The organism is Mesorhizobium sp. M0292, assembly GCF_040321695.1.
GTDB lineage: Bacteria > Pseudomonadota > Alphaproteobacteria > Rhizobiales > Rhizobiaceae > Mesorhizobium.
In genome coordinates this window covers 203,981-227,244 of sequence record NZ_JAMYSB010000011.1, presented here as the reverse complement: position 1 = coordinate 227,244, position 23,264 = coordinate 203,981, and the positions used below count along the sequence as shown (strand labels likewise).

The following is a 23,264-nucleotide window of genomic DNA, read 5'->3' as shown; positions in this document are numbered from 1 at the left end:
AAGGCTTCGGAGGGCATCCTCTCCGCCATCCTGCTTCGCGCTGAGGGTTGGGCTTGTCCTGCGAAGCTCGAAGAGCGAAGCAGGACTGCCAATCGAATTTGCAAGGGATTCTCTGGGCTTACGCTGTGCGGCACGTAGCACACCACACGGTCCGGCCCTCCTACGCCAAGGCTTCGGAGGGCATCCTCTCCGCCATCCTGCTTCGCGCTGAGGGTTGGGCTTGTCCTGCGAAGCTCGAAGAGCGAAGCAGGATGGCGGAGAGGATGGGATTCGAACCCACGAGAAGCTTTTGACCTCTACTCCCTTAGCAGGGGAGCGCCTTCGACCACTCGGCCACCTCTCCGTTGCGCCGCTGGATAGAGAAAAGCGCCGGCACAATCAACAAGCCGGCGCGATAATCGTTGAAAAATCCGCATTCGGCCGCAGCGGCGCCTTTTGCATGCGGCGATTCTACGGCAGTTCCCTGGCTGGCGAGTCAGCGACATGGCCGCAATTCTGGCCGGCCATCGCCGGATTCGGCCGCATTGCGCGGCGCTGGATAAGGCTTGCGGGCCCTTCGATGGTTAATGAGAGCTTTCTGACTGAGGCCAAATCGTGTCATTTGTGCAACAACGCATGGGGATAGCGCCCGCATAGCCCTTTCGCCGGTACGATCGTGGTTGAACGCCGCCGCCTCATGGGTAATGTCGATTTCGAAGGAGCGGCGCGGTGCGCATCTTTTTCGGTAGTGGGGATGGGGCAGGGAACGCTGTCCTTCAGCAAAGAATACCCAGACCCGTTTTTTAACTTTTGACTGGAGGTCAGAAAATGAACATTAAGAGCCTTCTCCTCGGCTCCGCTGCGGCCCTGATCGCAGTTTCCGGTGCGCGCGCCGCCGACGCCGTCGTCGTCGCCGAGCCGGAACCGGCTGAATACGTCAAGATTTGCGACGTTTACGGCTCGGGCTACTTCTACATTCCCGGCACCGAAACCTGCCTGCGCATCGGCGGCTATGTCCGCTACGATATCGGCGCCGGCGACGTCGGCGCATTCACGGGTGCGGAGTCGCTCGACCACGAAGATGGTGACGCGCAGGACACCTGGTACAAGAATGCCCGCGCCACCTTCAAGACCTGGACCGGCCAGGAAACCGAACTCGGCACCTTGAAGACCTACACCGAGACCCGCTTCAACTTCGGCAACAACAATCGGTACGCCACCAACATCGCTGATGATCCGGCCACACCCCTCGTCGATGAAACCGCTTTCGATAGCAATCCGGCCGGCATGAAGAGCGTTTCGCTGAACTTCGCCTGGATCCAGCTCGGTGGCTTGCGCGTTGGTAAGGACGAATCGGCCTTCAATACGTTCATCGGCTATGCCGGCAACGTCATCCAGGATACGCTGGTCCCCTACGGCGGCTTCGACACCAACGTCATCCAGTACTATTTCGATGCGGGCAACGGCTTCTCCGCCGTCCTCTCGCTCGAAGAAGGCGCTGGCGTCGTCGGCACCATCGACAGCTATGTTCCGCATGTCGTCGGCGGTCTGAAGTATACGCAGGGCTGGGGCGCCATCACCGGCGTCATTGCTTACGACAGCAACTATGAAGAAGTAGCCGGCAAGGTGCGTTTGGACGTCACCCCGATGCAGAACCTGTCGCTGTTCATCATTGGCGGCTACGGCACCGACGACAATCTGTCGGATCCGACCTGGGCAATCCCGGCCGGCGGCCGCGGCTTCTACAAGCAGTGGGGCGGCAACTGGGCAGTCTGGGGTGGTGGCACCTACACCATCAACGAGAAGACCTCGTTCAACGTCCAGCTTTCGTATGACGAGGACAAGAACTTCGGCGCCGCGGCGAACATCGCCTATGACGTCGTCCCCGGCTTCACGGTCACGGCCGAAGTCGACTACATCAACGTTGGCGACTCCGATTGGACCGATGCCCGTGATGACGACGCCATTGGCGGCATGCTCCGCTTCCAGCGCTCGTTCTAAGGGCTAGCTTTAAACAGGTGAATACCAGCCCGGGCGATTCAACGCCCGGGCTGTTTTGTTTCGTGACTGGGTCAAGACAAGCAGAAGGAACAGGGGGAATCGGCAGCTGAACAGTCCGTAGGGTGAGTTCGTGGGATCCGCTGATGGTGGATGAATTCACAACTGCGTGATTAAATCTCTTGAAAGGACGCTTCCAAGCGGGTAGGTCTGACTCTATCCACTCGGGGGTGTGGCAATTTATGACCATCGAAGCGATACAAGAGGGCGACCCCTCCGAACATTTCTCAATGTTCTCTTCTCAAAATGCGAAGATAAAATACAGCTACAACAAGATCAGAGAAGTAAAGTCGCACCGGGTCGGAGAGCTTTTTTCAGCGTACCGAGACATACTCTGGGATGATGGGCGACATAAGTACAATGTCAGCTCCTTCATCGGCGAAATAGACGAGATTCTCCTCGGAGAACGGTTCAGCGCCTTCGACCAGAGCACCCTTGACAACCTTATCGGCACCTTGCGCCAGCGCGGCAACAGCAACGCAACCATCAATCGAAAGATGGCTGCCCTCAGCAAACTGCTGCGCAAGGCTTACAAGATGGGGGATATCCACAGCCTGCCCGAGTTCCGCCGCCAGAAGGAGCGGGCGGGACGGATACGTTTCCTCGAAAGGGACGAAGAAGCAAGGCTGTTCGCCGCCATCAGGACCCGCAGCGAGGATGCCTACCGTCTTTCATGCTTTCTCGTGGACACCGGATGCCGTCTCGGCGAGGCGCTCGGACTGATCTGGAACGACATCCAGGAACACCGCGTCTCGTTCTGGATCACCAAATCCGGCCGCAGCCGCACCATCCCGATGACCGAGCGGGTCAAAGAGGTGATCAAACTGCCGCCCTCAGAGGGCCGCCGGCCCAAAGGTCCGTTCACCAAACTCAGCCAGGCGCAGTTTCGCGCCATCTGGAACGATGCCAAGGCCGAGGTCGGCCTCGGCGCCGACGACCAGGTGGTGCCGCACATCTTGCGTCACACCTGCGCCTCACGTCTGGTCCAGGGCGGCATCGACATCCGGCGCGTGCAGATGTGGCTCGGCCACCAGACGCTTTCGATGACCATGCGCTATGCGCATCTGGCCACCAACGATCTCGACGGCTGCGTCGTCGTGCTGGAAACGCCCCGCGGCGAAGGGCTGTCCGGTGATGGAAAAAACTCCGCCTTCGCATCGCCGCTGACCACGGCCTCAGTGCCAACGCCTGCCCAAAAGAGCAAAACGGCAGCGGCGAAGGCACCCAAGACGCCCCGGAAAAACTCGAAAGCCAAATAGTTACCCAAGGCTTTCATATACTGCCATGGCAACCCCAGGATCATATTTGATCTTGGGGTTTACTTTTCCTGGGCCGTATTTAGTACTCCATCCAGGAAGGCCGCGATAGCGCCCGGCAGGTTGCCTGTCTCCAGGAAGGGGGCATGGCCTTGGCCCTCGACGGTGGTCGCTTCCATGCCGGGATGACGCTTTTGCATCTCGTCGAGTGTGTCGGCCGACAAGAGTTTCGAGTTGGCGCCGCGAATGGCAAGCAAAGGTATCGCCGCCAGCGCCTCGAACTGTGGCCACAGATCCGGCAACGGCTTGCTGAGGTCGAGGCCCGCCACCGTCTCGACCAGTTGGGGGTCGAAATCCGGCAACAGGAGGCCTTCGTCCGTCTCGCGGTAGACGGCCGACACCATCCGCTCCCAATCCGCCGCGGTCAGAGCGGGAAAATCCGCGTCGTGCGCGACGCGTTGCGCATCGATCGCCTCATGGCGGCTCTTCGGTTCCGGTGCCGGGTCGAGATAGGTTTGGATATGGGCCAGCCCCGCGGCCTCGATCACGGGTCCGATGTCGTTCAGCACTATGGCTTTCAGTATGGCTGGCCGCAGCGCGCCGAGCACGTGGATGATCAGTCCGCCACGCGATGTGCCGATGAAGGCCGCTTCCTCGACGTCCAGGGCAGCCAGCCCGGCGAGGACATCGCCGGCCTCGATGCCGATAGTGTAGTGGCCGATATCAGGGTCGTAAGCGGACTGGCCGCGGCCACGGTAGTCGAAGGCGATGACCTTGCGCGGATTGTCGGCCCGCTGTGACAAATAAAGCGCCAACTCATGAAAGTCGCGCGCGTTGCGGGTCAGGCCGGGCAGGCAGACCACCGGCCAGTTTCCCGAGTTTGTCTCACCGTAGATGCGAGCGTGAAGTCTGAGGCCGTCCGGCGCTGTGTAGAAGAAATCGGAAAAGCCGTCGGTGCTCGACATATTGAAAGGACTCCCTGGCCGGATTGTCTCCGTCTGCTACAGGCGAGGGTGGGAGCGGTCAAATCGAGGGTTGTCGGCAAGCTGACACTCTTGGAAATGTCGGAGGGACAGCGCCCCCCTCTGTCCTGCCGGACATCTCCCCCACGAGGGGGGAGATTGGCGGTTCAGGCGCTACGCCCTTCCTTCGACGTTGGAGATTGGCGAAATCGGCAACGACAGCTGATCTCCCCACTCGTGGGGGAGATGGCCGGCAGGCCAGAGGGGGGCGCGAAGGATCGCCAACGTCTGCCCATGGCGACAGCTCTGCCGCCTCAACCCCGCCCGTTCACCAAATCCCCAACGATGTCGTACTTCCCCGAAATACGCATCTTGTAGACCTCGTAATTCTCCATCACGCGCTGCACGTAACTTCTTGTTTCGGTGTAGGGAATCCGCTCGATCCAGTCGACGACGGCGTCGATGCCCTTGCCGCGCGGGTCGCCGTACTTGGCTACCCATTGGCTGGCGCGGTTGGGGCCGGCATTGTAGCCGGCGAAGGTCAGCACATAGGAGCCGCCGAAGCGGTCGAGCTGCTCGCCGAGGAAGGCAGCCCCCAACGTCGCATTGTAGCCGGCATCGCTGGTCAGCCGATCCTGGGAAAAGCTCAGTCCTGCCTTCTTCGCCAATTGCTTGGCGGTGCCCGGCATCAGCTGCAGCAGGCCGCGCGCGCCGGCGCTGGAGACGGCGCCGACATTGAATTCGCTTTCCTGGCGAGCGATCGCATAGGCCAGCGCCTTGCCGGAGCCGGAAATGTCGGCGGTGTCGGGAATGACGCCCAGCGGATGCGACAGCGCGCCGACGTCGATGCCGCGCGCGCCGGCGATCTTGCCGATCTTCAGCGCCATGAAATGATTGCCCTGCTTTTCCGCCAGCACCGCAAGCAGCGCCAGCTCGCCGGGACTGGTCAACTGCCCGGCGAGATCGCGGTAGAGCGTCTCGGCATAGCGGTCGTAGCCCGCCTCCTGCAGCCGCTTGATGGCGCTGACCGCTTCGCGGCCGTCAAAGCTTTGGCGGTCGGCAGTGCTTGGCTCGGGATAGGCGATGTTCAGCGTGCGCAAGCCAACCCGTTCCGCCGCCAACTGCCCGTAGAAAGTGGTGCCATAGGCTGCCGCCTTGGTGAAATAATCCTTCGCATTGCCGGGACCGCCGACTTCCGCCGCGCGGCCAAGCCAGTAATAGGCGCGTGACAGCGACATCGGTCCCTGCGCGAGATCGGCGATGCGGGCAAAATGGGTCGAGGCCGTCGCAGGATCGTTGAGGCCTCGCAGCGCATACCAGCCGGCGTGGAATTCAGCCTCGGCGGCGCTGGCGGGACTTTCGGCGGCGTGCGCGGCAACGATCTTGTAGGCGGTCTTCCAGTCGCCCTGGTCGACCAGTGCGCGCGACAGCACGCGGCGCTCGACCCACCAGGTATCGGGATCGACCAGCGCGTCGCGGTTCGTTGGCGCTTTCATCATCACCGCGGCGGCGTCTGCAAACTTCCGCTGCTTGCGCAGATATTCGGCTTGCGCGAAGAAATAGCCGGCCGACTGCTGCGCGGCAGGCACTGCTTTCAACAGCTTGGTCGCGTTCTTGTCGCCACGCGAGGCGGCGGCCCAGGCATCGGCCAGCGGTTGCGCGCCGGCAAGGGTTGCGACCCGCAGCGCCGAATTCTCCCGGTCGGCATAAAACATCCGCTCCATGCGGAAACGATGGTCGGCAGCCGGAATGATGGCGCCAAACTCCTTGATGACGGCCGCCTCGTCCCTCGCTTCCAGCTTCTCGGTGCGCCAGAATGGCGACAGCACGGAAAGCGCCGCCTTGGTGTTGCCAAGAGCTCTATAGGAGCGGGCAAGGATGACCACGCCTTGAAAGGTCAGCGGCTGGCTGCCGTCAAAGGCTTTCACCACGGTCTGCGGCGACGGGCTTTCGCGGTAGAGCGCGCGCTCGCTGTTCTTGCGCAAGGCCATGGTGCCCGGCCAGTTCGGCAGCATCTTTGCGGTATCGGCAATCTCGCTGCTCGGCACACGGTCGCCGCCATAGAGCGCGATTGCCCAGGCCAGGATATGGCGGTCCAGCGAATTGGCCGGCAATGTTTCGCGCACGGCTCGCGCCGCGGCGATATCGCCGGTCGCCAATGCGTCGAGACCGCTTTTCAGCACGACGATACTGGGGGAGGGCGCATCGGTCTGCGCTCTGTCTTGCATGTCGGGCATCGGGATCGATGAGGTCGTCTGCTCGTCGACGCTCTCGTTTGCCGCCGTCCCCACTATCAGCAGGGCAACGGCGCCAAGCAATATGAAGCGGAGTGGCCGACCGGCCGGCATGATCCTGATCTTTCCCTGTTGCGGCACTTTAGATGGCAAGCCCAGGTGCCCGAGAGCCTAGACTTAGGTCGTGAAGAGCCCGTAAACAAAGGGTTATCCAGGCCGTTCGAATTGCGCTTGCTGGCACCATCGGCATGCTTGCCGCGCAACAGTGTCGAGACTATGGTGCGCGGCTTCGCTTTCGGCTAGAAGGCGCCCGATGCAGTCGCCCAAAAGCGGGAACCGGTTTTGGGACGACGACATGCATAAACAAACAAGTCCCAAGGAGTTGGACGACATGCTGAGAGGCTCGCTTACTGCGCTCGTGACGCCGTTCGAAAAGAGCGGACGTTTCGACGAGAAAGCCTTTCGCGCTTTCGTCGAATGGCAACTTGGCGAGGGCACGACGGGCCTCGTCCCGGTCGGCACCACCGGTGAGTCGCCGACGCTGTCGCATGACGAGCATCGCCATGTCGTCAAGGTCTGCATCGATGTGGCCAAGGGCCGCGCTCCGGTCGTCGCCGGCGCCGGCTCCAACAACACCGCGGAAGCGGTCGGTCTGGTGCAATATGCCGAGCAGGCGGGCGCCGATGCCGCTCTGGTCGTCACGCCTTATTACAACAAGCCAACACAGCGCGGCTTGTACGAGCATTTCGCCGCTGTCGCCAGGGCGACCAAGCTGCCGATCATCATCTACAACATCCCGCCGCGCTCGGTGATCGACATGATGCCGGAGACGATGGGCAGGCTGGCGCACGACTTCCAGAACATCGTCGGCGTCAAGGATGCCACCGGCAAGGTCGAGCGCGTGTCCGAACAGCGCGCCACCTGCGGCAAGGATTTCATCCAGCTTTCAGGTGAGGATGCCTCTGCCCTCGGCTTCAACGCTCATGGCGGTGTCGGCTGCATCTCGGTGACGTCGAATGTCGCGCCGCGGCTGTGCGCCGAATTCCAGGAAGCCACACTGTCCGGTGACAGCGCCAAGGCGCTGGAATTGCAGGACCGTCTGCTGCCGCTGCACAAGGCGATCTTCCTCGAGCCCGGCCTGTGCGGCGTCAAATACGCGCTGTCGAAAATTGGCAAGGTCGAGAACGTGGTGCGCTCGCCGCTGGTGACCATCGAGGCGTCGACCGCCGAGAAGATCGACGCGGCGATGAAACACGCCGGCTTGATAAATTAAGGATGAGGCGCCACCTCTCCGCATCATGAACCAGGTCAGAAAAGCCGATCCCAACAACAAGACCGTTGCGGAAAACCGCAAGGCGCGGTTTTCCTATGAGGTGCTCGACACGGTCGAGGCCGGCCTTGTGCTGACCGGCACCGAGGTCAAGTCGTTGCGCCAGGGTCAGGCCAACATCCAGGACAGCTACGCCTCGGTCGAGGGCGGCGAGATCTGGCTGATCAACTCCTATCTGCCGGAATATCTGCAGGCCAACCGCTTCAACCACGAGCCCAGGCGGCGCCGCAAGCTGCTGCTCAACAAGCGCGAGATGGCAAAACTGGCGCAGAGCATCGACCGCGAAGGCATGACGCTGGTGCCGCTGAAAATCTACTTCAACGACCAGGGCCGTGCCAAGCTGCTGCTCGCCGTCGGCCGCGGCAAGAAACTGCACGACAAGCGCGAGAGCGAAAAGCAGCGCGACTGGTCGCGCGAAAAGGGCCGGCTCATGAAGGAACGCGGCTAGAATCTCAGGCAGCCCCAGAAAAGCCAGACATCGGCTTTCAAGTTTCGAACAGCTGCAACAGCAAAACACGACGGGGGAAGGCTTGAAGAACCGGATCATCCTCTGGGGTGCGGCCAGTCTGGTCTTCGCCGGCATCGTCGCCGCAGGTGGCATCTTCTATTTCCGGACGTTCTCGCCGGATCGTGACAGCTATCCGGTCAGGGGTATCGACGTTTCCCATCATCAGGGTGAGATCGACTGGCGGCGCGTTGCCGCCGACGATGTCGCCTTCGCGGTCATCAAGGCGACCGAGGGCGGCGACCATGTCGACGATGCCTTCGCCAAGAATCTGCGCGAGGCGCGCGCGGCCGGCCTCGCCGTCGGCGCCTATCACTTCTTCACCTTCTGCCGGCCGGGCGCCGACCAGGCGAAAAATTTCATCGCGGTGGTGCCGCACGACCAGCCGCTGCTGCCGCCGGTCGTCGACATCGAATTCGGCGGCAACTGCCCGCAACGCCCGTCGCCGGAGCAGCTGAGCGCGGAACTCCAGGCCTTCCTCGGACCGGTTGAAGCTGCGTTCGGCAAGCCGGCGATCATCTACCTGACCGACGAGGCTGAGGACGCCTATGCCGGACAGATGGCTGTGCGGCAGCGCTGGCTGCGCTCGCTGGCGTTCAAGCCGAGCGAGGACGGCTGGATTTACTGGCAGTACCACAATATGGGCCGTGTCGACGGGATCGAGGGCGATGTCGATCTCAACGTCCTGCAGGGTGGGCAGCAAACGCTGGCCGAGCTATTTGCTGCGCCCGCATCGCTCTCTTCGCAAAAGCCTCCATCGCCTGAACGAATCATCTGGCCTTGAGTTTGGCATCCGCAGTCTTACGCAGGCTTGGGAACAGGCCTGGAAAGAGCCGAAAAAGCCATCCCCGCGGCCATGATCAGTATGGCGGCGAACTGGGCGCGGGTCGGCGTCTCGCCGAGCACCGTCATCGCGATCAGCACGGTTGCGATCGGCACGCATGGCATGAACAGCGATGCCGCCTGCGACCCCAGCTGCCGGACGATATAGGTGTACAGGAACATGGCGGCCGCACCTGCCAAAAACCCTTGAATGACGATCTGGCTGGCAATCTCGGCCACTGATGCCGCGCGGAGGCCGCTTGGGGCAAAGAAATAGAGCAACGGCAGCGGCACGCATGACAGCAGCACCACCGTTGCGGTCGCCGCAACCGGATCGACGCGCCAGCGCCGCACGAGAACGGCATAGGCGGCAAACATCGCGCCCGATGCGATGAACAGCAGATCACCGGAGAAGACATCCTTCATACCGCCACCGGTGTGCGCTGGCGCAATGAACAGGATCAGCCCGGCGATGATGGCGGCGACGCCGATGGTTTGCTGGCGCGAGGTTTGCTCCCTCGTGGCGATGCGCGACAGCACGAATGAGAAGAACACGATCGAGGCAGGGCAAAGTGCGGCACCATGCGCTGCCGGCGCATAGGTCAGTCCCCAATTGATGATGATAGGGTAGGGCAGTCCGGCCAGTGCCGCCAGCGTCAAGGCACGCCTCCAGCCCAATGCCTTGCCAGTCGCCCGGCCGTTTCTCCAGACGACCAGCAGCATGACCATGCCGGCGCCGGCAAAGCGCAACGTTGCCAAATCGGTCGCGGTCAGATGTTCCCGCAGGCTGAAGCGGGCGGCGACGAACTGCACGGCGTAGATGCCGATCATGGCCAGGCCAGCAAGGATTGCCGGCTTCGTGTTTCGGTCCTCTGTCACGCGCATTCTTGTCCCGCTCGATCCTGCCAGCGGAAGGGTACTTCCTCCAGACGGCTTTCGTTGAAAACGCAGCCTATTGTCGAAAATGGTGCGTCAAAATATGCTATTTCCGCAATGTGGAAGTGAAAGTCACGCGATATGGGCGCTGCAAACGTGAATCATGAATCCGATCAGCTCGACGCCATCGATCGCAGCCTGCTTCGGTTGCTGCAGGAGGACGGGCGTCGCACGACGCTTGACCTAGCAGCCCGTGTCGGCCTGTCGCCGACCGGCACCAGCCAGCGCGTGAAGCGCCTTTTCCGTGAGGGTTTCATCACCGCGGTCCGGGCCGTGCTCAATCCGCAAAAGATCGGCCGCGGCACGCTCGTCTTCATCGAAGTCAGGCTCGACCAGGCGGCGCCGCATGTGTTCGACCGTTTCGCCGAAGCGGTAGCAAAGGCCCCCGAAGTGCTGGAGTGCCATATGGTCGTGGGCGGCTTCGACTATCTGGTGAAAGCGCGCATTTCGGAAATGGCCGCCTATCAGGATTTTTTGAAGCGCGTGATCCTGCCGCTGCCGGGTGTCAGGGAAACGCACACCTATGCGTCGATATCGGACGTGAAGCCGGACGCGCTGCTGCCGGTGTGAGGGCCGGTCGAAGCCACTTCGGCAAGGCTGCGATCGTCCACCTGACCGATGAGGCGGATGAAGCCTATGTCGAGAAGGTCGCCATACGGCAGCGCTGGCTGCGCTCATTGAGAAGAATCCTCCTCGCGCCCAGTTTGAGTATCTCGTTGAAATTGCCTATGTTCGAATGGGGAATAGGGGCAGGTGCAAAATGAGCGACCAGGCAGCGAAATCTAGGATTGCGGCTAAGTTATCAGCCGGAAATGAGATAGGGGCAATTGTCGCGATTTTTACTGTGGTGGTCTATGGGTTCGCGTCGGTCGTTGCCATATTCGCGACCTCATTCACCGAAGTCGAGAGAATACCAATAGCCTATTTTTTGGTTTTATTTCCTGTTCTCGTTCTGTTTGTTCTTATTTGGCTGACCTCGCTATACGCAAAGGGCAATGCGCAAACGTCGGAAGCAGGCCTCCGCAAGGTAACCGGGACTACTGGTGCAGCTGTCGCGATAAACGACGATGGGTGGAGAAACAGTATTCTCTGGGTCGACGATAGGCCAGAAAACAACACCCATGAACGCCAAGCGCTTGAGGCATTGGGGCTGCGTTTCACATTAGCACTTTCAACCGAAGAGGCCTTTGAAAGGCTGTCTGCTGCTAGATACGCGGCGATTATTTCTGAGATGGGGCGCAAGGAAGGTCCCCGAGAAGGCTATGCTCTGCTCGATCGCGCCCGATCCCAAGGCGACCAGACCCCATTGTTTTTCTATGCGGGGTCTAACGCACCGGAGCACAAACAGGAGGCGCTCGACCATGGCGGCCAGGGATCCACCAACAATGCTCAGGAGCTTTCGAGATGGTAACAAAAGCTGTAATTCGTCGGCTGGCGGCGTAGATACAACCACGGGTCACCAAACTCGGTCTCAGCGTCACAGCCGAGGCTTCAAGCCGCCTGGGAAACCTCCGGCGCCAGCGTCACATTCGCATCGCCCCAGACTTTCAGCGCGGCGATCACCGGCTCCAGGCTTCGCCCGCGCGGCGTCAGGCTGTACTCCACCTTCGGCGGCACCTGCGCATAGACCTTGCGGGCAATCAGCCCATCCATCTCCAACTCGCGCAGCTGGTTGGTCAGCATGCGCTGCGTGCAGTTCGGGATGCGCCGGCGGATCTCGTTGAAGCGCATCGTGCCTTCCAACAGATGGTAGAGCACGACGCCTTTCCATTTGCCGTCGATATAGCGCAGCGTTCCTTCCACGGTGCAGCCGGGGCTGCAATCGAATCGCTCATGGCGGACGCGCGGCATGACGGTATCCTTTTCGACACTATGTGCTTTATATGTGCATTCTTGCGCTGCGCGAGCATAAGCCGCATCTCTCCCCCACACAACGCTCAACAGCACCAACGCTCAACAGCAATTGCGGAGAAACCAGAATGCGCGCCGTCGGCTATCAGATCCCAGCCCCCATCACCGATGAGGCATCCCTTGTCGACATCGACCTGCCCAAGCCGGAGCCGAAAGGCCGTCAATTGCTGGTCGAGGTGAAGGCGGTCTCGGTCAATCCGGTCGACACCAAGATACGGAAAAGCGCCAAACCCGAAGCCGGAAGCTGGCGCGTGCTTGGTTGGGACGCCGCCGGCCGGGTCGCCGCCACGGGTTCGGACGCCAGCCTGTTCAAAACAGGCGACGACGTCTTCTATTCCGGTGCACTGCCGCTGCAAGGCACCAATGCCGAGTTCCACCTTGTCGACGAGCGCCTTGTCGGCCGCAAGCCGAGTGCGCTCCACTACGCCGAGGCGGCGGCATTACCGCTGACGGCGATCACCGCCTTTGAGGCGCTGTTCGACCGCCTTGACGTGAAGAAGCCTGTCATCGGTGCGGCAAACGCCATCCTGATTATCGGCGGCGCCGGCGGCGTCGGCTCGATTGCGGTTCAGCTTGCGCGCCAGCTGACCGATCTGACGGTGATCGCCACCGCATCGCGGCCCGAAACCCGCGACTGGGTGCTCGGCCTTGGCGCCCATCATGTCATCGATCATTCCAGGCCGCTCGCCGCCCAGGTTGCGGCCCTCGGCATCGGCGCACCGGCCTTTGTTTTCTCGACCACCAACACCGACAAACACCTGGCCGAGATCGTCGAACTGATCGCACCGCAGGGCCGTTTCGGCTTGATCGACGACCCCCAGAAGCTCGACATCAATCCGTTCAAGCGCAAGAGCGTCTCGGTCCATTGGGAGCTGATGTTCACCCGCTCGCTGTATGAAACGCCTGATATGGCCGCGCAGGGCGAACATCTCAACGAACTGGCGCGCCTTGTCGACGCCGGCACCATCCGCACCACGCTGGGCGAGACGTTCGGCCCAATCAATGCCGCCAATCTGAAGCGCGCCCATGCGCTGATCGAGACCGGCAAGGCCAAGGGCAAGATCGTGCTCGAGGGATTTTGAGAGGCAGCGTCTAATTCCGCAGGAACGACGCGATCTCGCTGAATACCTTGACGAACATCGCTTCGGTCAGCACCCCAGTGTTGGTGTTGTAGCGCGAGCAATGATAACTGGAAAACAGCGTGACGCCGCCGGCCGGCAACCGACCGCCGTGCTTGAACGGATAGGCAGCGACGCGCTGACCGAGCGCCCTGACGGTCGACTGGTGGGCGATCGAGCCCAGCGCCAGCACGGCGCGCAATTTTGGAAAGCGCGCGATCGTCGGCACCAGAAAGCTGCGGCAAGTGGCGATCTCGGCGCCGACCGGCTTGTTCTCCGGCGGCACGCAGCGCACCGCATTGGTGATCGCGGTGCCGATCAGTTCGAGCCCGTCATCCGGCCGCGCCTTGAACTCGCCGCGGGCAAGACCGTGAGCGATCATCGTTGAGTAGAGCAGGTCGCCGGCATAGTCGCCGGTGAACGGTCGCCCGGTGCGGTTGGCGCCGCGCAGGCCGGGCGCCAGCCCGACGATCAGCAGCTCGACGGCGTCCTCGCCATCAGGCGGCAGGAAAGTCGGCACCGGCGCATTGAACCACGACGGCTCGCGCTGCCGCCAGTCTGCGATGAAATCATGCAGGCGCGGGCAGAGCGGGCAGTCGCGGTCGGGTTCGGGAGCGGCGTCCAAGGCCGCCGCCGTCAATAGTCTTCCTCTTCGACTTCGGCCGGCTCGGGCCTGCGCACCGGCCGTTCGGAGGGATCGCGGCCGACCTCGTTCTTCAGCGAGGTCAAATCGATGAAATGGTCGGCCTGGCGGCGCAGATCGTCCGAGATCATCGGTGGTTGCGAGGCCATGGTGGAGACGATCGAGACCTTGCGGCCGCGCCGCTGCAGCGCTTCGACCAGTGTGCGGAAGTCGCCGTCGCCGGAGAAGATGACATAGTGGTCGACAACATCGGCAAGTTCGAGCGCATCGACGGTCAGTTCGATGTCCATATTGCCCTTGATCTTGCGGCGGCCGGTCGAGTCGGTGAACTCCTTGGCCGGCTTGGTCACCACCTTGAAGCCATTATAGTCGAGCCAGTCGATCAGGGGACGGATCGAAGAGTATTCCTGATCCTCGACCAGAGCGGTGTAGTAATAGGCCCGCAGCAAATAGCCGCGCTTCTGGAAGCTGGACAGCAGTTTGCGGTAGTCTATGTCGAAGCCGAGTGCGCGCGAGGTGGCGTAGAGATTGGCGCCGTCTATGAAAAGAGCGATTTTTTCACGGGGGTCGAACATGCAATATTCCTTTTTCGAAATAGGTGGCGGACTAATCGAAATGGGTCGTTTATATCGCTCGGCTCGTAAATAAACCGGCTGACCTTTCGTCAACCGAGATAGCGCCGGTTTTACGGCAATCCAAGGGTGCCGGGGCGCACTGCAAGCAATTGTGATCGGAGCCGTGTCGTCGCCCGGTAGGCGGGCTTCGCCGGCAAGGCATTCAGCGGCGCCAGAAGCTGGCATTCGCCAGCCCATGGGGCCACAGAGCCATAATGCTTGTATTTTGGCGGCGTTCGGGTTATGGACCGCGCCTGTTTTCCATCAAATCCAGGCATGAAAGGGGCAATCAATGGCCCGCGTAACCGTTGAAGACTGCATCGACAAGGTCGACAACCGCTTCGAGCTCGTGCTGCTTGCCGGCCATCGCGCCCGCCAGATCAGCCAGGGCGCGCCGATCACCGTGCCGCGCGACAACGACAAGAACCCGGTCGTGGCGCTGCGCGAGATCGCCGACGAGACGCTGTCGCCCGACGACCTCAAGGAAGATCTGATCCACTCGCTGCAGAAGCATGTCGAGGTTGACGAGCCCGAGGCCGACGGCGAGGCGATCGCCGACCAGACCGGCAACGCAGTTGCAGCTACCGACGCCGACGACGCGGAAGAAAACGTCACCTTCGATCGCATGACCGAGGAAGACCTTTTGGCCGGCATCGAGGGCCTGGTTCCCCCGGAAAAGAGCGACGACTACTAATCGCTGCCCTGGACCTGCCGGGAATATGGTTCCGGCACTTCCGTCTCGTGTGTTTCGTGGCTATCTATGAGATGCGCCGTACATCAGTGCGGCGCATCAATCATTTCAGCACCGTGAGAACCCGCCCATGATGCGTCAGTATGAGCTTGTCGAGCGCGTTGCGCGCTACAAGCCTGACGTCAATGAGGCGTTGCTCAACAAGGCCTATGTCTACGCCATGCAGAAGCATGGCCACCAGAAGCGCGCTTCCGGCGATCCCTATTTCTCGCATCCGCTCGAAGTCGCCGCCATCCTCACCGAAATGCACATGGATGAGGCGACGATCGCTGTCGCCTTGCTGCACGACACGATCGAGGACACCACCGCGACGAGGGCCGAGATTGACGATCTGTTCGGCCCCGAAATGGGCAAGCTGGTCGAAGGCCTGACCAAACTGAAGAAGCTCGATCTCGTCTCCAAGAAGGCCGAGCAGGCAGAAAACCTGCGCAAGCTGTTGCTGGCCATCTCGGAGGATGTCCGCGTTCTGCTGGTCAAGCTCGCCGACCGTTTGCACAACATGCGCACCCTCGACCACATGCCCGAGGCCAAGCGCCTGCGCATCGCCGAGGAGACGATGGACATCTACGCGCCGCTGGCCGGGCGCATGGGCATGCAAGGCATGCGTGAGGAGCTGGAAGAGATCGCCTTCCGCTTCATCAATCCGGAAGCCTTCCGCGCCGTCACCGCGCGGCTTGCCGAGATATTCGAGCGCAACAAGGGTGTGCTGACCGACATCGAAAAGGCGCTGTCGGCGCTGTTCGAGAAGCATGCCATCAATGCCGGGGTGAAGAGCCGGCAGAAGAAGCCGTGGTCGGTGTTCCGCAAGATGGAGGCCAAGGCGCTGTCCTTCGAGCAGCTCTCGGACATCTTCGGGTTCCGCGTCGTCGTCGACAGCGTCGAAGACTGTTACCGCGCGCTCGGCGCCATTCACACCACATGGTCGATGGTGCCTGGCCGCTTCAAGGATTACATTTCTACGCCCAAGCAGAACGACTACCGTTCGATCCACACCACCATTGTCGGCCCATCGCGCCAGCGCGTCGAATTGCAGATCCGCACCCGCGAGATGAACAAGATCGCCGAATATGGCGTCGCCGCCCATTCGATCTACAAGGACACCGGCGGCAAGACGAACGGTGCCGCCCATGCGATCTCGAAGGAGACCAACGCCTATGCCTGGCTGCGGCGCACCATCGAGCAACTGGCAGAAGGCGACAACCCGGAAGACTTTCTCGAAAATACCAAGCTGGAGCTGTTCCAGGACCAGGTATTCTGCTTCACGCCGAAAGGCATGCTGATTGCGCTGCCGCGCGGCGCCACGCCCATCGACTTCGCCTATGCCGTGCACACCGATGTCGGCGACACCTGCGTCGGTGCCAAGGTCAACGGCCGCATCATGCCGCTGATGACGGAACTGAAGAACGGCGACGAGGTCGAGATCATCCGCTCCAAGGCGCAAGTGCCGCCGGCGGCCTGGGAGTCGGTGGTGGTCACCGGCAAGGCGCGTTCAGCCATCCGCCGCGCCACCAAGAACGCCATTCGCAAGCAATATTCAGGTCTTGGTGCCCGCATTCTCGAGCGCGCCTTCGAACGCGCCGGGAAGACCTTCACCAAGGAAAGCCTGAAGCCGGTGCTGCACCGGCTGGCGCGCAAGGACATCGAGGATGTGCTGGCCTCGGTCGGGCGCGGCGAACTCGCCTCGACCGACGTCATGAAGGCCGTCTTCCCAGACTACAAGGACGAGCGCGTCACCGTCAGCGCCCCCAAGCAGCGCGAGGAGGGCTGGTCGAAGATCCGCAACGCCGCCGGCATGCTGTTCCAGATGCCCGGCACACGAGCCGCGCGCAAGGACAAGGACCAGCCGCGCGATGGCGCGGTGCCGATCCGCGGCGTGCGCGGCGACCTGCCGGTGCGTTTCGCGCCGGAAGGGGCCGTGCCAGGCGACCGCATCGTCGGCATTGTCCAGCCGGGCACCGGCATCACCATCTATCCCATCCAGTCACCGGCGCTGCAGGCCTTCGACGACCAGCCGGAGCGCTGGATCGACGTGCGCTGGGACATTGACGAGCAGACCAAGGAGCGCTTTCCGGCGCGCGTCTCGGTCACCGCCATCAACGCGCCGGGCTCGCTCGCCGACATCGCCCAGGTCGTTGCCTCCAACGACGCCAACATTCATACGCTGTCGATGGTGCGCACCGCGCCCGACTTCACCGAAATGCTGATCGATCTCGAAGTCTGGGATCTGAAGCACCTCAACCGGCTGCTGTCGCAGCTCAAGGATAATTCGAGCGTCAGCGATGCGCGGCGTGTGAATGGGTGAATAGGGAATAGGGAATAGGGAATAGGGAATAGGGAATAGGGAATAGTGAATAGTGAATAGTGAATAGTGAATAGTGAAGGAAGGTGCTCGCTGCCATTCACCATTCACCATTCACCATGGGCATGGAGCAAACAATGAACACCGACGAGGTGCTGGGCATTTTCCGCGAGGCGGGCGCTGTTCTGGAGGGACATTTCATCCTGACGTCGGGTCTGCGCAGCCCGGTCTTCCTGCAGAAGGCGCGCGTCTTCATGCATGCCGACAAGACCGAGCGGCTTTGCAAGGCGCTGGCCGAAAAGATCCGCAAGGCGGTGCCGGGCAAGATCGACTACGTCGTCGGCCCGGCGATCGGCGGCCTGATCCCGGCCTATGAGACGTCGCGCCATCTCGGTGTGCCAGCAATCTGGGTGGAGCGCGAAGGCGGCGAGTTCAGGCTGCGCCGCTTCGAGATCGCGCCGGGATCGCGCGTCGTCATCGTCGAGGACATCGTCACCACTGGTCTTTCGATCCGCGAAACCATCGACTGCCTGCGCGCGATTGGCGCAGAGGTCGTGGCGGCGGCCTGCATCATCGACCGCTCGGCCGGCAAGACCAATGTCGGCGTGCCGCTGATCGCGCTTGCCGAATATGAGGTGCCGGCCTATCCCGCCGACCGCCTGCCGCCGGAACTTGCCGCCATTCCCGCCGTTAAGCCAGGAAGCCGCAACATCTAGGGGACATCACCATGATCGCCGGCATCGATCATTTCGTGCTGACGGTCCGCTCTGTGGAGGACAGCTGCGCCTTCTACCAGCGGGTGCTTGGCCTCAAGCGCCTCGACGAGCCGAACCGGCCGACGGCGTTGCTGTTCGGATCGCAGAAGATCAATCTGCATCAGGTGGGCCGCACCTTTGAGCCCAAGGCCAAGGTGCCGATGCCTGGGTCCGGCGATTTCTGCCTGGTCGCCGCAAGGCCGCTTGCCGAGATTTGCGCCCGTCTGGAAGCCAATGGCGTTGCCATCGAAGTCGGTCCGGTCGAGCGCACCGGCGCCCGCGGTAAGATGATGTCGGTCTATTTCCGCGATCCGGACAGCAATTTGGTCGAAGTCAGCGAATATCGGGAATAATCTACCCGCCTCGGCGTCGTCTCGCGCGGGCCTTGCCGTCGTCGGGGAGCTTTCATCGATATTGTCCTCAGTTTCGCCCCAATGGCGCTCTTGTTACCCGCCTGCGGCAGACCATCGCGGCGGCGTTTCATTGTTCCGCCGCAAGGCAGTCGCTATATCAAAGTCGTTGTTGCCTTTCTGCGCCCTCGAAGCGCAAGATGGAGCGACCGCGCCCGGCCAGGGATGGTTGCAATTTGGGCGTGATGAACCGGGAACTGGAACAGAGTGCTTTTTCGACGCCGAAAGCCTGATGGCATTCTGGAGCGGGTGCGTACCTATCTGTGGCCGCGCCGCTCGTTTTCGCGTTCGTTGCAATATTTCTCCAAGCGCATCCTGCGGCTGAAGGCGACACCGCATGCAGTCGCGGCCGGCGTCGCGGCCGGCGTTTTCGCCTCCTTCTTTCCGCTCGGCTTCCATTTTGCCGTCGCCGCCGTGCTCTGCTGGGTGGTCGCCGGCAATCTGGTGGCCGCCGCCCTCGGCGCGGTATTCTTCGGCAATCCGCTGACTTTCCCGCTGCTGTGGGGAGCGTCCTGGGAAGTCGGCAAGCTGATCCTGCATGAACGCCTGCCCAAGAACGGACCGCCTGCGCATCTTGGTGAGATGATGCACACGCTGTCGTTTGCAAAACTGTGGCATCCGGTGCTCGAGCCGATGCTGATCGGCGCTGTGCCGCTCGGCCTGATCTTCGGGCTGATCTTCTACGGTATCACCCGCTGGGGGATGACAGCCTTTCGCGAGCAGCGCAGGAAGCGCATGGCAGAGCGGGCGCATAAGGCCGGGCACCGCGGACGGGAAGTTCCGGCGGAATGATCATCGGCATCGGCAGCGACCTGATCGACATCAGACGCATCGAAAAGTCGCTGGAACGGCATGGTCAGCGCTTCATCCAGCGCATCTACACCGAGGTCGAACAGGTCCGCTCGGAAGGCCGCAAGGGCCGCGCAGCCTCCTATGCCAAGCGCTTCGCCGCCAAGGAGGCCTGCGCCAAGGCGCTTGGCACCGGCCTGGCGCAGGGCGTGTTCTGGCGCGACATGGGGGTCGCCAACCTGCCCAGCGGCGCGCCGACGATGGCGCTGACCGGGGGAGCGGCGGCACGGCTGGCCAAAATCCTGCCACAGGGGCACAGAGCGGCGATCCACCTCACAATCACCGATGATTTCCCGCTTGCTCAAGCCTTTGTGATCATCGAGGCGTTGCCCGCCGAACAAGCGCCACATTGATTGCATCAGACGACCGCTATCTAACGCCGACTTGACGTTGCCCAGCGCGCGCCGAGACTCTATACCATCCAACGCACAATCGAGGACGACATGAGCGTGGCTGAAAAATCCGAGAAGAAATCCGGCGGGCTTGGCGAAATCGTCAGCGTCATCATCCAGGCTTTGCTGCTGGCCATGGTCATCCGCACCTTGCTGTTCCAGCCCTTCTCGATCCCGTCCGGCTCTATGCGGCCGACCTTGCTCGAAGGCGACTATCTGTTCGTCACCAAATGGTCCTATGGCTTCTCGCGTTATTCGCTGCCATTCGGCCCCGACATCTTTTCCGGCCGCATCTGGGGTTCCGATCCGAAGCGCGGCGACGTGGTGGTCTTCAAGTTCCCGCCGGATCCGTCGCTCGACTACATCAAGCGCGTCGTCGGCCTGCCCGGCGACAAGATCCAGATGAAGGACGGCCAATTGTTCATCAACGGCCAGGGCGTGCCTCGTGTGAAAACCGGCCAGATCCAAAATCCTGATATCACGGAAGTGCCTGAGCCGGTCGACGTCTATCGCGAGACCCTGCCCAACGGCGTCAGCTACGACACGCTCGACCTGACACCGAATTCGATCACCGACAACACCCGCGAGTTCGTCGTGCCCCCCGGCAACTATTTCATGATGGGCGACAACCGCGACAACTCCTCCGACAGCCGCCTCAGCGTCGGCTACGTGCCGGCGGAGAACCTTGTCGGCCGCGCTAACATCGTCTTCTTCTCGATCGCCGGGAAGGCGAGCCCGCTCGAGATCTGGAAATGGCCGTCGCTGGTGCGCCTGTCGCGCCTGTTCCATTTCGTGAATTGATGGCTTTGAAGCGCCCGACGGGTGAAACTCTGGCCGATTTGGTGACAGCCAAAACCGGCCATTCCTTCCGGGATGTCCGTTTGCTCGAGACCGCGCTGACCCATTCCAGTGCGGTCAAGGCAAGCAGCAACAACCAGCGCCTCGAATTCCTTGGCGACCGCGTGCTCGGCCTGATCGTTGCCGACCTGCTTTTCGAAAAGTTTCCTGAAGCGCCGGAAGGTGAAATCGCCCCGCGCTTCAATGCCCTGGTCGATGCGCGGACATGCTCCGAGATCGGCATTGAAATGCAGCTCGAAGATCTGGTTCGGGCCGACGCTGCCTTGAAGGCGCGCTCGCGCGGCTCGGGCGGAAACTATCTGGCGGATGCGGTCGAGGCGCTGATCGCGGCGGTCTATATCGACGGCGGCCTCGATGCCGCAAGGCAATTCGTCCTGCGTTACTGGGAGCCGCGCTCGCAAAAGGTGGTGGCCAAGCCGCCCAATCCGAAATCCGACCTGCAGGAATGGATCGCCAAGACCAGCGATGTCAGGCCCGAATACGCGATCGAGAAACGCGAGGGACCTGAACATCAACCGGTTTTCACGGTGTCCGTGAAGGTCGGCGGTTTTGCGCCGGCAAGCGGCACGGGCGGCTCTCGCCGCGCAGCCGAAGAAGCGGCGGCATCGGCGTTTCTTATGCGCGAGGGCATCTGGGCCAACCAAGGGAGTGCGGCGTGACCGGCAGCGAAGATCTCCCTCCGGCAGCGGAGGCCACGCATTCCGGCTTCGTTGCCCTGATTGGGGCGCCCAATGCCGGCAAGTCGACGCTGGTCAACCAACTGGTCGGCGCCAAGGTGTCGATCGTCACCCACAAGGTGCAGACCACCCGCGCCATCGTGCGCGGCATCGCCACGCATGACAACGCGCAGATCGTCTTTGTCGATACGCCCGGCATCTTCAAGCCGAAGCGCCGGCTCGACACCGCGATGGTGACCACCGCCTGGGGTGGCGCCAAGGACGCCGATATCGTGCTTCTGCTGATCGATGCCGAGCGCGGCATCAGGGGTGACGCCGACGCCATCCTCGAGCGGCTGAAGGACGTCCGCCAGCCGATGGTGCTGATCCTCAACAAGGTCGACCGGGTCAAGCACGAGGCGCTGCTGGCCCTGGCCGCGGCAGCAAACGAAAAGGTGCCGTTCAAGCGCACCTTCATGGTCTCGGCGCTGACCGGCTCCGGCTGCAAGGATTTGCTCGACTATCTCGCGCAAGCGCTGCCGGTCGGCCCCTGGTACTATCCGGAAGACCAGATCTCGGACCTGCCGATGCGCCAACTGGCCGCCGAGATCACCCGCGAGAAGCTGTATCTGCGGCTGCATCAGGAGTTGCCCTATTCCTCGCATATCGAGACCGAGAAATGGGAAGAGAAACCGGACGGCTCGGTGCGCATCGACCAGACCATCTATGTCGAGCGCGACAGCCAGAAGAAGATCGTGCTCGGCCACAAGGGCGAGACCATCCGCGCCATCGGCCAGTCGGCGCGCATGGAAATAGCCGGCATTCTCGAGCAGAAAGTGCACCTGTTCTTGTTCGTCAAAGTGCGTGAAAACTGGGGCGACGACCCCGAACGCTACCGTGAGATGGGGCTTGAGTTTCCCCATTGAGCTTCATCGTCTAGAAATGCCGCTCCGGCAGTTTGAGACGATGACATGCCTGATCCAAAACCGACCATCGATACCGATCTCGTGCGCCGGCTGGTCAACGCGCAGTTTCCGCAATGGCGGCATCTGCCGGTGAGCCCGGTGACGTTTGGCGGTTGGGACAACCGAACCTTCCACCTCGGCAATGATATGACTCTGCGGCTGCCGAGTGCCGCACCATATGCCTTGCAGGTCGAAAAAGAGCACCGCTGGCTGCCCAGGCTGGCGCCGCTTCTGCCGCTGCCGATCCCGGTTCCACTGGCGATGGGCGAGCCTGGGGAGGACTACCCCTGGCAATGGTCCGTCTACCGCTGGATCGACGGCGAAACAGCCAAGACCGCCGAAATCGCCGATCGCCCACAGTTCGCGGTCGATCTGGCCAAGTTCCTCATTGCGCTCCGGCGGATCGATCCGGCGGGCGGGCCGCCCGCGGGCCAGCACAATTTCTTCCGCGGCGGATCGCCGAGCGTGTATGACAACCAGACAAGGGAAGCACTCCAGGCGCTGGAGGGGCAGATCGACACCCAGGCGGCCACCGCTGTCTGGGATGCGGCCCTTGCCGCCACCTGGCAAGGGTCGCCCGTCTGGTTTCACGGCGACGTCGCCTGGGGCAACCTTCTGGTCCAAAACGGCCGTTTGAGCGCCATCATCGACTTCGGCACCTCAGGCATCGGCGATCCCTCTTGCGACCTGGCGATCGCCTGGACATTCTTCCAGGGCGAGAGCCGGGAGGCATTCCGGGCTGCCATCGACGTCGATGAAGCGACCTGGGCGCGCGGCCGCGGCTGGACGCTGTGGAAAGCGCTGATCACCGTTGCCGGACACGACGCCAACCAGGCCGAGGCGGAACGATCGCGCCGCGTCATCGACGACGTCCTGGCCGATCACCGGGAATTCGCGTGATCAGAGCCTTTCGACGATGTGTGGGGATCCAATGTCAGCACAGATCGCACGCGGCGCGCCA

At 62.1% G+C, this 23,264-nt stretch carries 24 protein-coding genes and 1 tRNA gene; 18 read left to right on the top strand and 7 right to left on the bottom strand.

Annotated elements, in window-relative coordinates; genetic code table 11:
• Positions 1–252 precede the first annotated feature (252 nt).
• Positions 253–343, bottom strand: a tRNA-Ser gene (locus NKI96_RS19235).
• 464 nt (positions 344–807) lie between these two features.
• On the opposite strand from NKI96_RS19235, the gene NKI96_RS19230 reads away from it, so the two are divergent.
• Both NKI96_RS19230 and NKI96_RS19225 read left to right on the top strand, forming a co-directional pair.
• Complete coding sequence (locus NKI96_RS19230) at positions 808–1,980, top strand: porin (RefSeq protein WP_352625976.1); 1,173 nt, start codon at positions 808–810, stop codon at positions 1,978–1,980.
• Positions 1,981–2,219: 239 nt separating this feature from the next.
• Positions 2,220–3,296, top strand: coding sequence for a tyrosine-type recombinase/integrase (locus NKI96_RS19225; protein ID WP_352805625.1), 1,077 nt, complete (start codon positions 2,220–2,222; stop codon positions 3,294–3,296).
• A 59-nt stretch (positions 3,297–3,355) separates the two neighbouring features.
• Here NKI96_RS19225 and NKI96_RS19220 read toward each other — a convergent pair whose 3' ends face one another.
• Together NKI96_RS19220 and NKI96_RS19215 are read right to left on the bottom strand one after the other, a co-directional pair.
• Positions 3,356–4,258 carry an alpha/beta fold hydrolase gene (locus NKI96_RS19220; RefSeq protein WP_352805623.1) on the bottom strand — a complete coding sequence of 301 codons (903 nt, stop codon included), beginning with the start codon at positions 4,256–4,258 and terminating at the stop codon, positions 3,356–3,358.
• Positions 4,259–4,569: 311 nt separating this feature from the next.
• A complete protein-coding gene (locus tag NKI96_RS19215) occupies positions 4,570–6,603 on the bottom strand; it encodes a lytic transglycosylase domain-containing protein (RefSeq protein WP_352805621.1) in 2,034 nt (677 codons plus the stop codon).
• A gap of 277 nt (positions 6,604–6,880) precedes the next feature.
• Between NKI96_RS19215 and dapA the strand changes: the two genes are divergently transcribed.
• The 3 genes from dapA (at position 6,881) to NKI96_RS19200 (ending at position 9,108) form a co-directional block, all read left to right on the top strand.
• Entirely contained in the window at positions 6,881–7,762 is an 882-nt protein-coding gene (gene dapA, locus NKI96_RS19210; RefSeq protein ID WP_023829055.1) for a 4-hydroxy-tetrahydrodipicolinate synthase, read from the top strand.
• A 25-nt stretch (positions 7,763–7,787) separates the two neighbouring features.
• Complete coding sequence (gene smpB, locus NKI96_RS19205) at positions 7,788–8,267, top strand: SsrA-binding protein SmpB (RefSeq protein ID WP_023687280.1); 480 nt, start codon at positions 7,788–7,790, stop codon at positions 8,265–8,267.
• An 82-nt stretch (positions 8,268–8,349) separates the two neighbouring features.
• Positions 8,350–9,108 (top strand): glycoside hydrolase family 25 protein, encoded by a 759-nt coding sequence (locus tag NKI96_RS19200; RefSeq protein WP_352805619.1) that lies wholly within the window; start codon positions 8,350–8,352, stop codon positions 9,106–9,108.
• A gap of 17 nt (positions 9,109–9,125) precedes the next feature.
• Here the strand turns inward: NKI96_RS19200 and NKI96_RS19195 are convergent, their stop codons facing one another.
• Positions 9,126–10,025 carry a DMT family transporter gene (locus tag NKI96_RS19195; RefSeq protein ID WP_352805617.1) on the bottom strand — a complete coding sequence of 300 codons (900 nt, stop codon included), beginning with the start codon at positions 10,023–10,025 and terminating at the stop codon, positions 9,126–9,128.
• A gap of 153 nt (positions 10,026–10,178) precedes the next feature.
• Here NKI96_RS19195 and NKI96_RS19190 point away from each other — a divergent pair, with 153 nt between their 5' ends.
• Positions 10,179–10,652, top strand: a complete 474-nt coding sequence (locus tag NKI96_RS19190) for an Lrp/AsnC family transcriptional regulator (RefSeq protein ID WP_023705402.1) — start codon at positions 10,179–10,181, stop codon at positions 10,650–10,652.
• Positions 10,653–10,842: 190 nt separating this feature from the next.
• A complete protein-coding gene (locus NKI96_RS19185) occupies positions 10,843–11,493 on the top strand; it encodes a response regulator (RefSeq protein ID WP_352805615.1) in 651 nt (216 codons plus the stop codon).
• Positions 11,494–11,573: 80 nt separating this feature from the next.
• Here the strand turns inward: NKI96_RS19185 and NKI96_RS19180 are convergent, their stop codons facing one another.
• Positions 11,574–11,933, bottom strand: coding sequence for a winged helix-turn-helix transcriptional regulator (locus NKI96_RS19180; RefSeq protein ID WP_352805613.1), 360 nt, complete (start codon positions 11,931–11,933; stop codon positions 11,574–11,576).
• Between the two features lie 128 nt (positions 11,934–12,061).
• On the opposite strand from NKI96_RS19180, the gene NKI96_RS19175 reads away from it, so the two are divergent.
• Positions 12,062–13,075 carry a zinc-binding alcohol dehydrogenase family protein gene (locus NKI96_RS19175; RefSeq protein ID WP_352805611.1) on the top strand — a complete coding sequence of 338 codons (1,014 nt, stop codon included), beginning with the start codon at positions 12,062–12,064 and terminating at the stop codon, positions 13,073–13,075.
• Positions 13,076–13,085: 10 nt separating this feature from the next.
• On the opposite strand, the gene NKI96_RS19170 is transcribed toward NKI96_RS19175, so the two are convergent.
• Both NKI96_RS19170 and NKI96_RS19165 read right to left on the bottom strand, forming a co-directional pair.
• Positions 13,086–13,751 carry a uracil-DNA glycosylase gene (locus NKI96_RS19170; RefSeq protein ID WP_352805608.1) on the bottom strand — a complete coding sequence of 222 codons (666 nt, stop codon included), beginning with the start codon at positions 13,749–13,751 and terminating at the stop codon, positions 13,086–13,088.
• Entirely contained in the window at positions 13,748–14,329 is a 582-nt protein-coding gene (locus tag NKI96_RS19165) for a LabA-like NYN domain-containing protein (RefSeq protein ID WP_023670234.1), read from the bottom strand. The genes NKI96_RS19170 and NKI96_RS19165 overlap by 4 nt, the downstream gene beginning before the upstream one ends.
• A 331-nt stretch (positions 14,330–14,660) precedes the next feature.
• Here NKI96_RS19165 and rpoZ point away from each other — a divergent pair, with 331 nt between their 5' ends.
• The 10 genes from rpoZ to NKI96_RS19115 all read left to right on the top strand — a co-directional run bounded on the left by rpoZ (position 14,661) and on the right by NKI96_RS19115 (position 23,203).
• Entirely contained in the window at positions 14,661–15,062 is a 402-nt protein-coding gene (gene rpoZ / locus NKI96_RS19160) for a DNA-directed RNA polymerase subunit omega (RefSeq protein WP_023670235.1), read from the top strand.
• 127 nt (positions 15,063–15,189) lie between these two features.
• Entirely contained in the window at positions 15,190–17,421 is a 2,232-nt protein-coding gene (locus NKI96_RS19155) for a RelA/SpoT family protein (protein ID WP_023808030.1), read from the top strand.
• A 134-nt stretch (positions 17,422–17,555) separates the two neighbouring features.
• Complete coding sequence (gene pyrE / locus NKI96_RS19150) at positions 17,556–18,134, top strand: orotate phosphoribosyltransferase (protein WP_023687283.1); 579 nt, start codon at positions 17,556–17,558, stop codon at positions 18,132–18,134.
• Positions 18,135–18,145: 11 nt separating this feature from the next.
• Entirely contained in the window at positions 18,146–18,526 is a 381-nt protein-coding gene (locus NKI96_RS19145) for a VOC family protein (RefSeq protein ID WP_023692854.1), read from the top strand.
• Positions 18,527–18,790: 264 nt separating this feature from the next.
• Positions 18,791–19,375, top strand: coding sequence for a DUF2062 domain-containing protein (locus NKI96_RS19140; protein ID WP_023670239.1), 585 nt, complete (start codon positions 18,791–18,793; stop codon positions 19,373–19,375).
• The gene (gene acpS, locus NKI96_RS19135; protein ID WP_023670240.1) at positions 19,372–19,785 is read left to right on the top strand and encodes a holo-ACP synthase; all 414 of its coding nucleotides are present in this window, start codon (positions 19,372–19,374) and stop codon (positions 19,783–19,785) included. Before NKI96_RS19140 ends, acpS begins: the two co-directional genes overlap by 4 nt.
• 90 nt (positions 19,786–19,875) lie before the next feature.
• On the top strand, positions 19,876–20,625 hold the full coding sequence (gene lepB / locus NKI96_RS19130; protein ID WP_023670241.1) for a signal peptidase I: 750 nt from the start codon (positions 19,876–19,878) through the stop codon (positions 20,623–20,625).
• Positions 20,625–21,341, top strand: a complete 717-nt coding sequence (gene rnc / locus NKI96_RS19125) for a ribonuclease III (RefSeq protein WP_023692856.1) — start codon at positions 20,625–20,627, stop codon at positions 21,339–21,341. The genes lepB and rnc overlap by 1 nt, the downstream gene beginning before the upstream one ends.
• Entirely contained in the window at positions 21,338–22,264 is a 927-nt protein-coding gene (era, locus tag NKI96_RS19120) for a GTPase Era (protein WP_023670243.1), read from the top strand. The genes rnc and era overlap by 4 nt, the downstream gene beginning before the upstream one ends.
• Before the next feature lie 45 nt (positions 22,265–22,309).
• Positions 22,310–23,203, top strand: a complete 894-nt coding sequence (locus NKI96_RS19115; RefSeq protein ID WP_023816807.1) for an aminoglycoside phosphotransferase family protein — start codon at positions 22,310–22,312, stop codon at positions 23,201–23,203.
• Positions 23,204–23,264: the final 61 nt, after the last annotated feature.

Coding starts and splice junctions, on each gene's coding strand:
- NKI96_RS19230 (WP_352625976.1), top strand. CDS start 808: ATGAACATTAAGAGCCTTCTCCTCGGCTCCGCTGCGGCCCTGATCGCA.
- NKI96_RS19225 (WP_352805625.1), top strand. CDS start 2,220: ATGACCATCGAAGCGATACAAGAGGGCGACCCCTCCGAACATTTCTCA.
- NKI96_RS19220 (WP_352805623.1), bottom strand. CDS start 4,258: ATGTCGAGCACCGACGGCTTTTCCGATTTCTTCTACACAGCGCCGGAC.
- NKI96_RS19215 (WP_352805621.1), bottom strand. CDS start 6,603: ATGCCGGCCGGTCGGCCACTCCGCTTCATATTGCTTGGCGCCGTTGCC.
- dapA (WP_023829055.1), top strand. CDS start 6,881: ATGCTGAGAGGCTCGCTTACTGCGCTCGTGACGCCGTTCGAAAAGAGC.
- smpB (WP_023687280.1), top strand. CDS start 7,788: ATGAACCAGGTCAGAAAAGCCGATCCCAACAACAAGACCGTTGCGGAA.
- NKI96_RS19185 (WP_352805615.1), top strand. CDS start 10,843: ATGAGCGACCAGGCAGCGAAATCTAGGATTGCGGCTAAGTTATCAGCC.
- NKI96_RS19180 (WP_352805613.1), bottom strand. CDS start 11,933: ATGCCGCGCGTCCGCCATGAGCGATTCGATTGCAGCCCCGGCTGCACC.
- NKI96_RS19175 (WP_352805611.1), top strand. CDS start 12,062: ATGCGCGCCGTCGGCTATCAGATCCCAGCCCCCATCACCGATGAGGCA.
- NKI96_RS19165 (WP_023670234.1), bottom strand. CDS start 14,329: ATGTTCGACCCCCGTGAAAAAATCGCTCTTTTCATAGACGGCGCCAAT.
- rpoZ (WP_023670235.1), top strand. CDS start 14,661: ATGGCCCGCGTAACCGTTGAAGACTGCATCGACAAGGTCGACAACCGC.
- NKI96_RS19155 (WP_023808030.1), top strand. CDS start 15,190: ATGATGCGTCAGTATGAGCTTGTCGAGCGCGTTGCGCGCTACAAGCCT.
- pyrE (WP_023687283.1), top strand. CDS start 17,556: ATGAACACCGACGAGGTGCTGGGCATTTTCCGCGAGGCGGGCGCTGTT.
- NKI96_RS19145 (WP_023692854.1), top strand. CDS start 18,146: ATGATCGCCGGCATCGATCATTTCGTGCTGACGGTCCGCTCTGTGGAG.
- acpS (WP_023670240.1), top strand. CDS start 19,372: ATGATCATCGGCATCGGCAGCGACCTGATCGACATCAGACGCATCGAA.
- lepB (WP_023670241.1), top strand. CDS start 19,876: ATGAGCGTGGCTGAAAAATCCGAGAAGAAATCCGGCGGGCTTGGCGAA.
- rnc (WP_023692856.1), top strand. CDS start 20,625: ATGGCTTTGAAGCGCCCGACGGGTGAAACTCTGGCCGATTTGGTGACA.
- NKI96_RS19115 (WP_023816807.1), top strand. CDS start 22,310: ATGCCTGATCCAAAACCGACCATCGATACCGATCTCGTGCGCCGGCTG.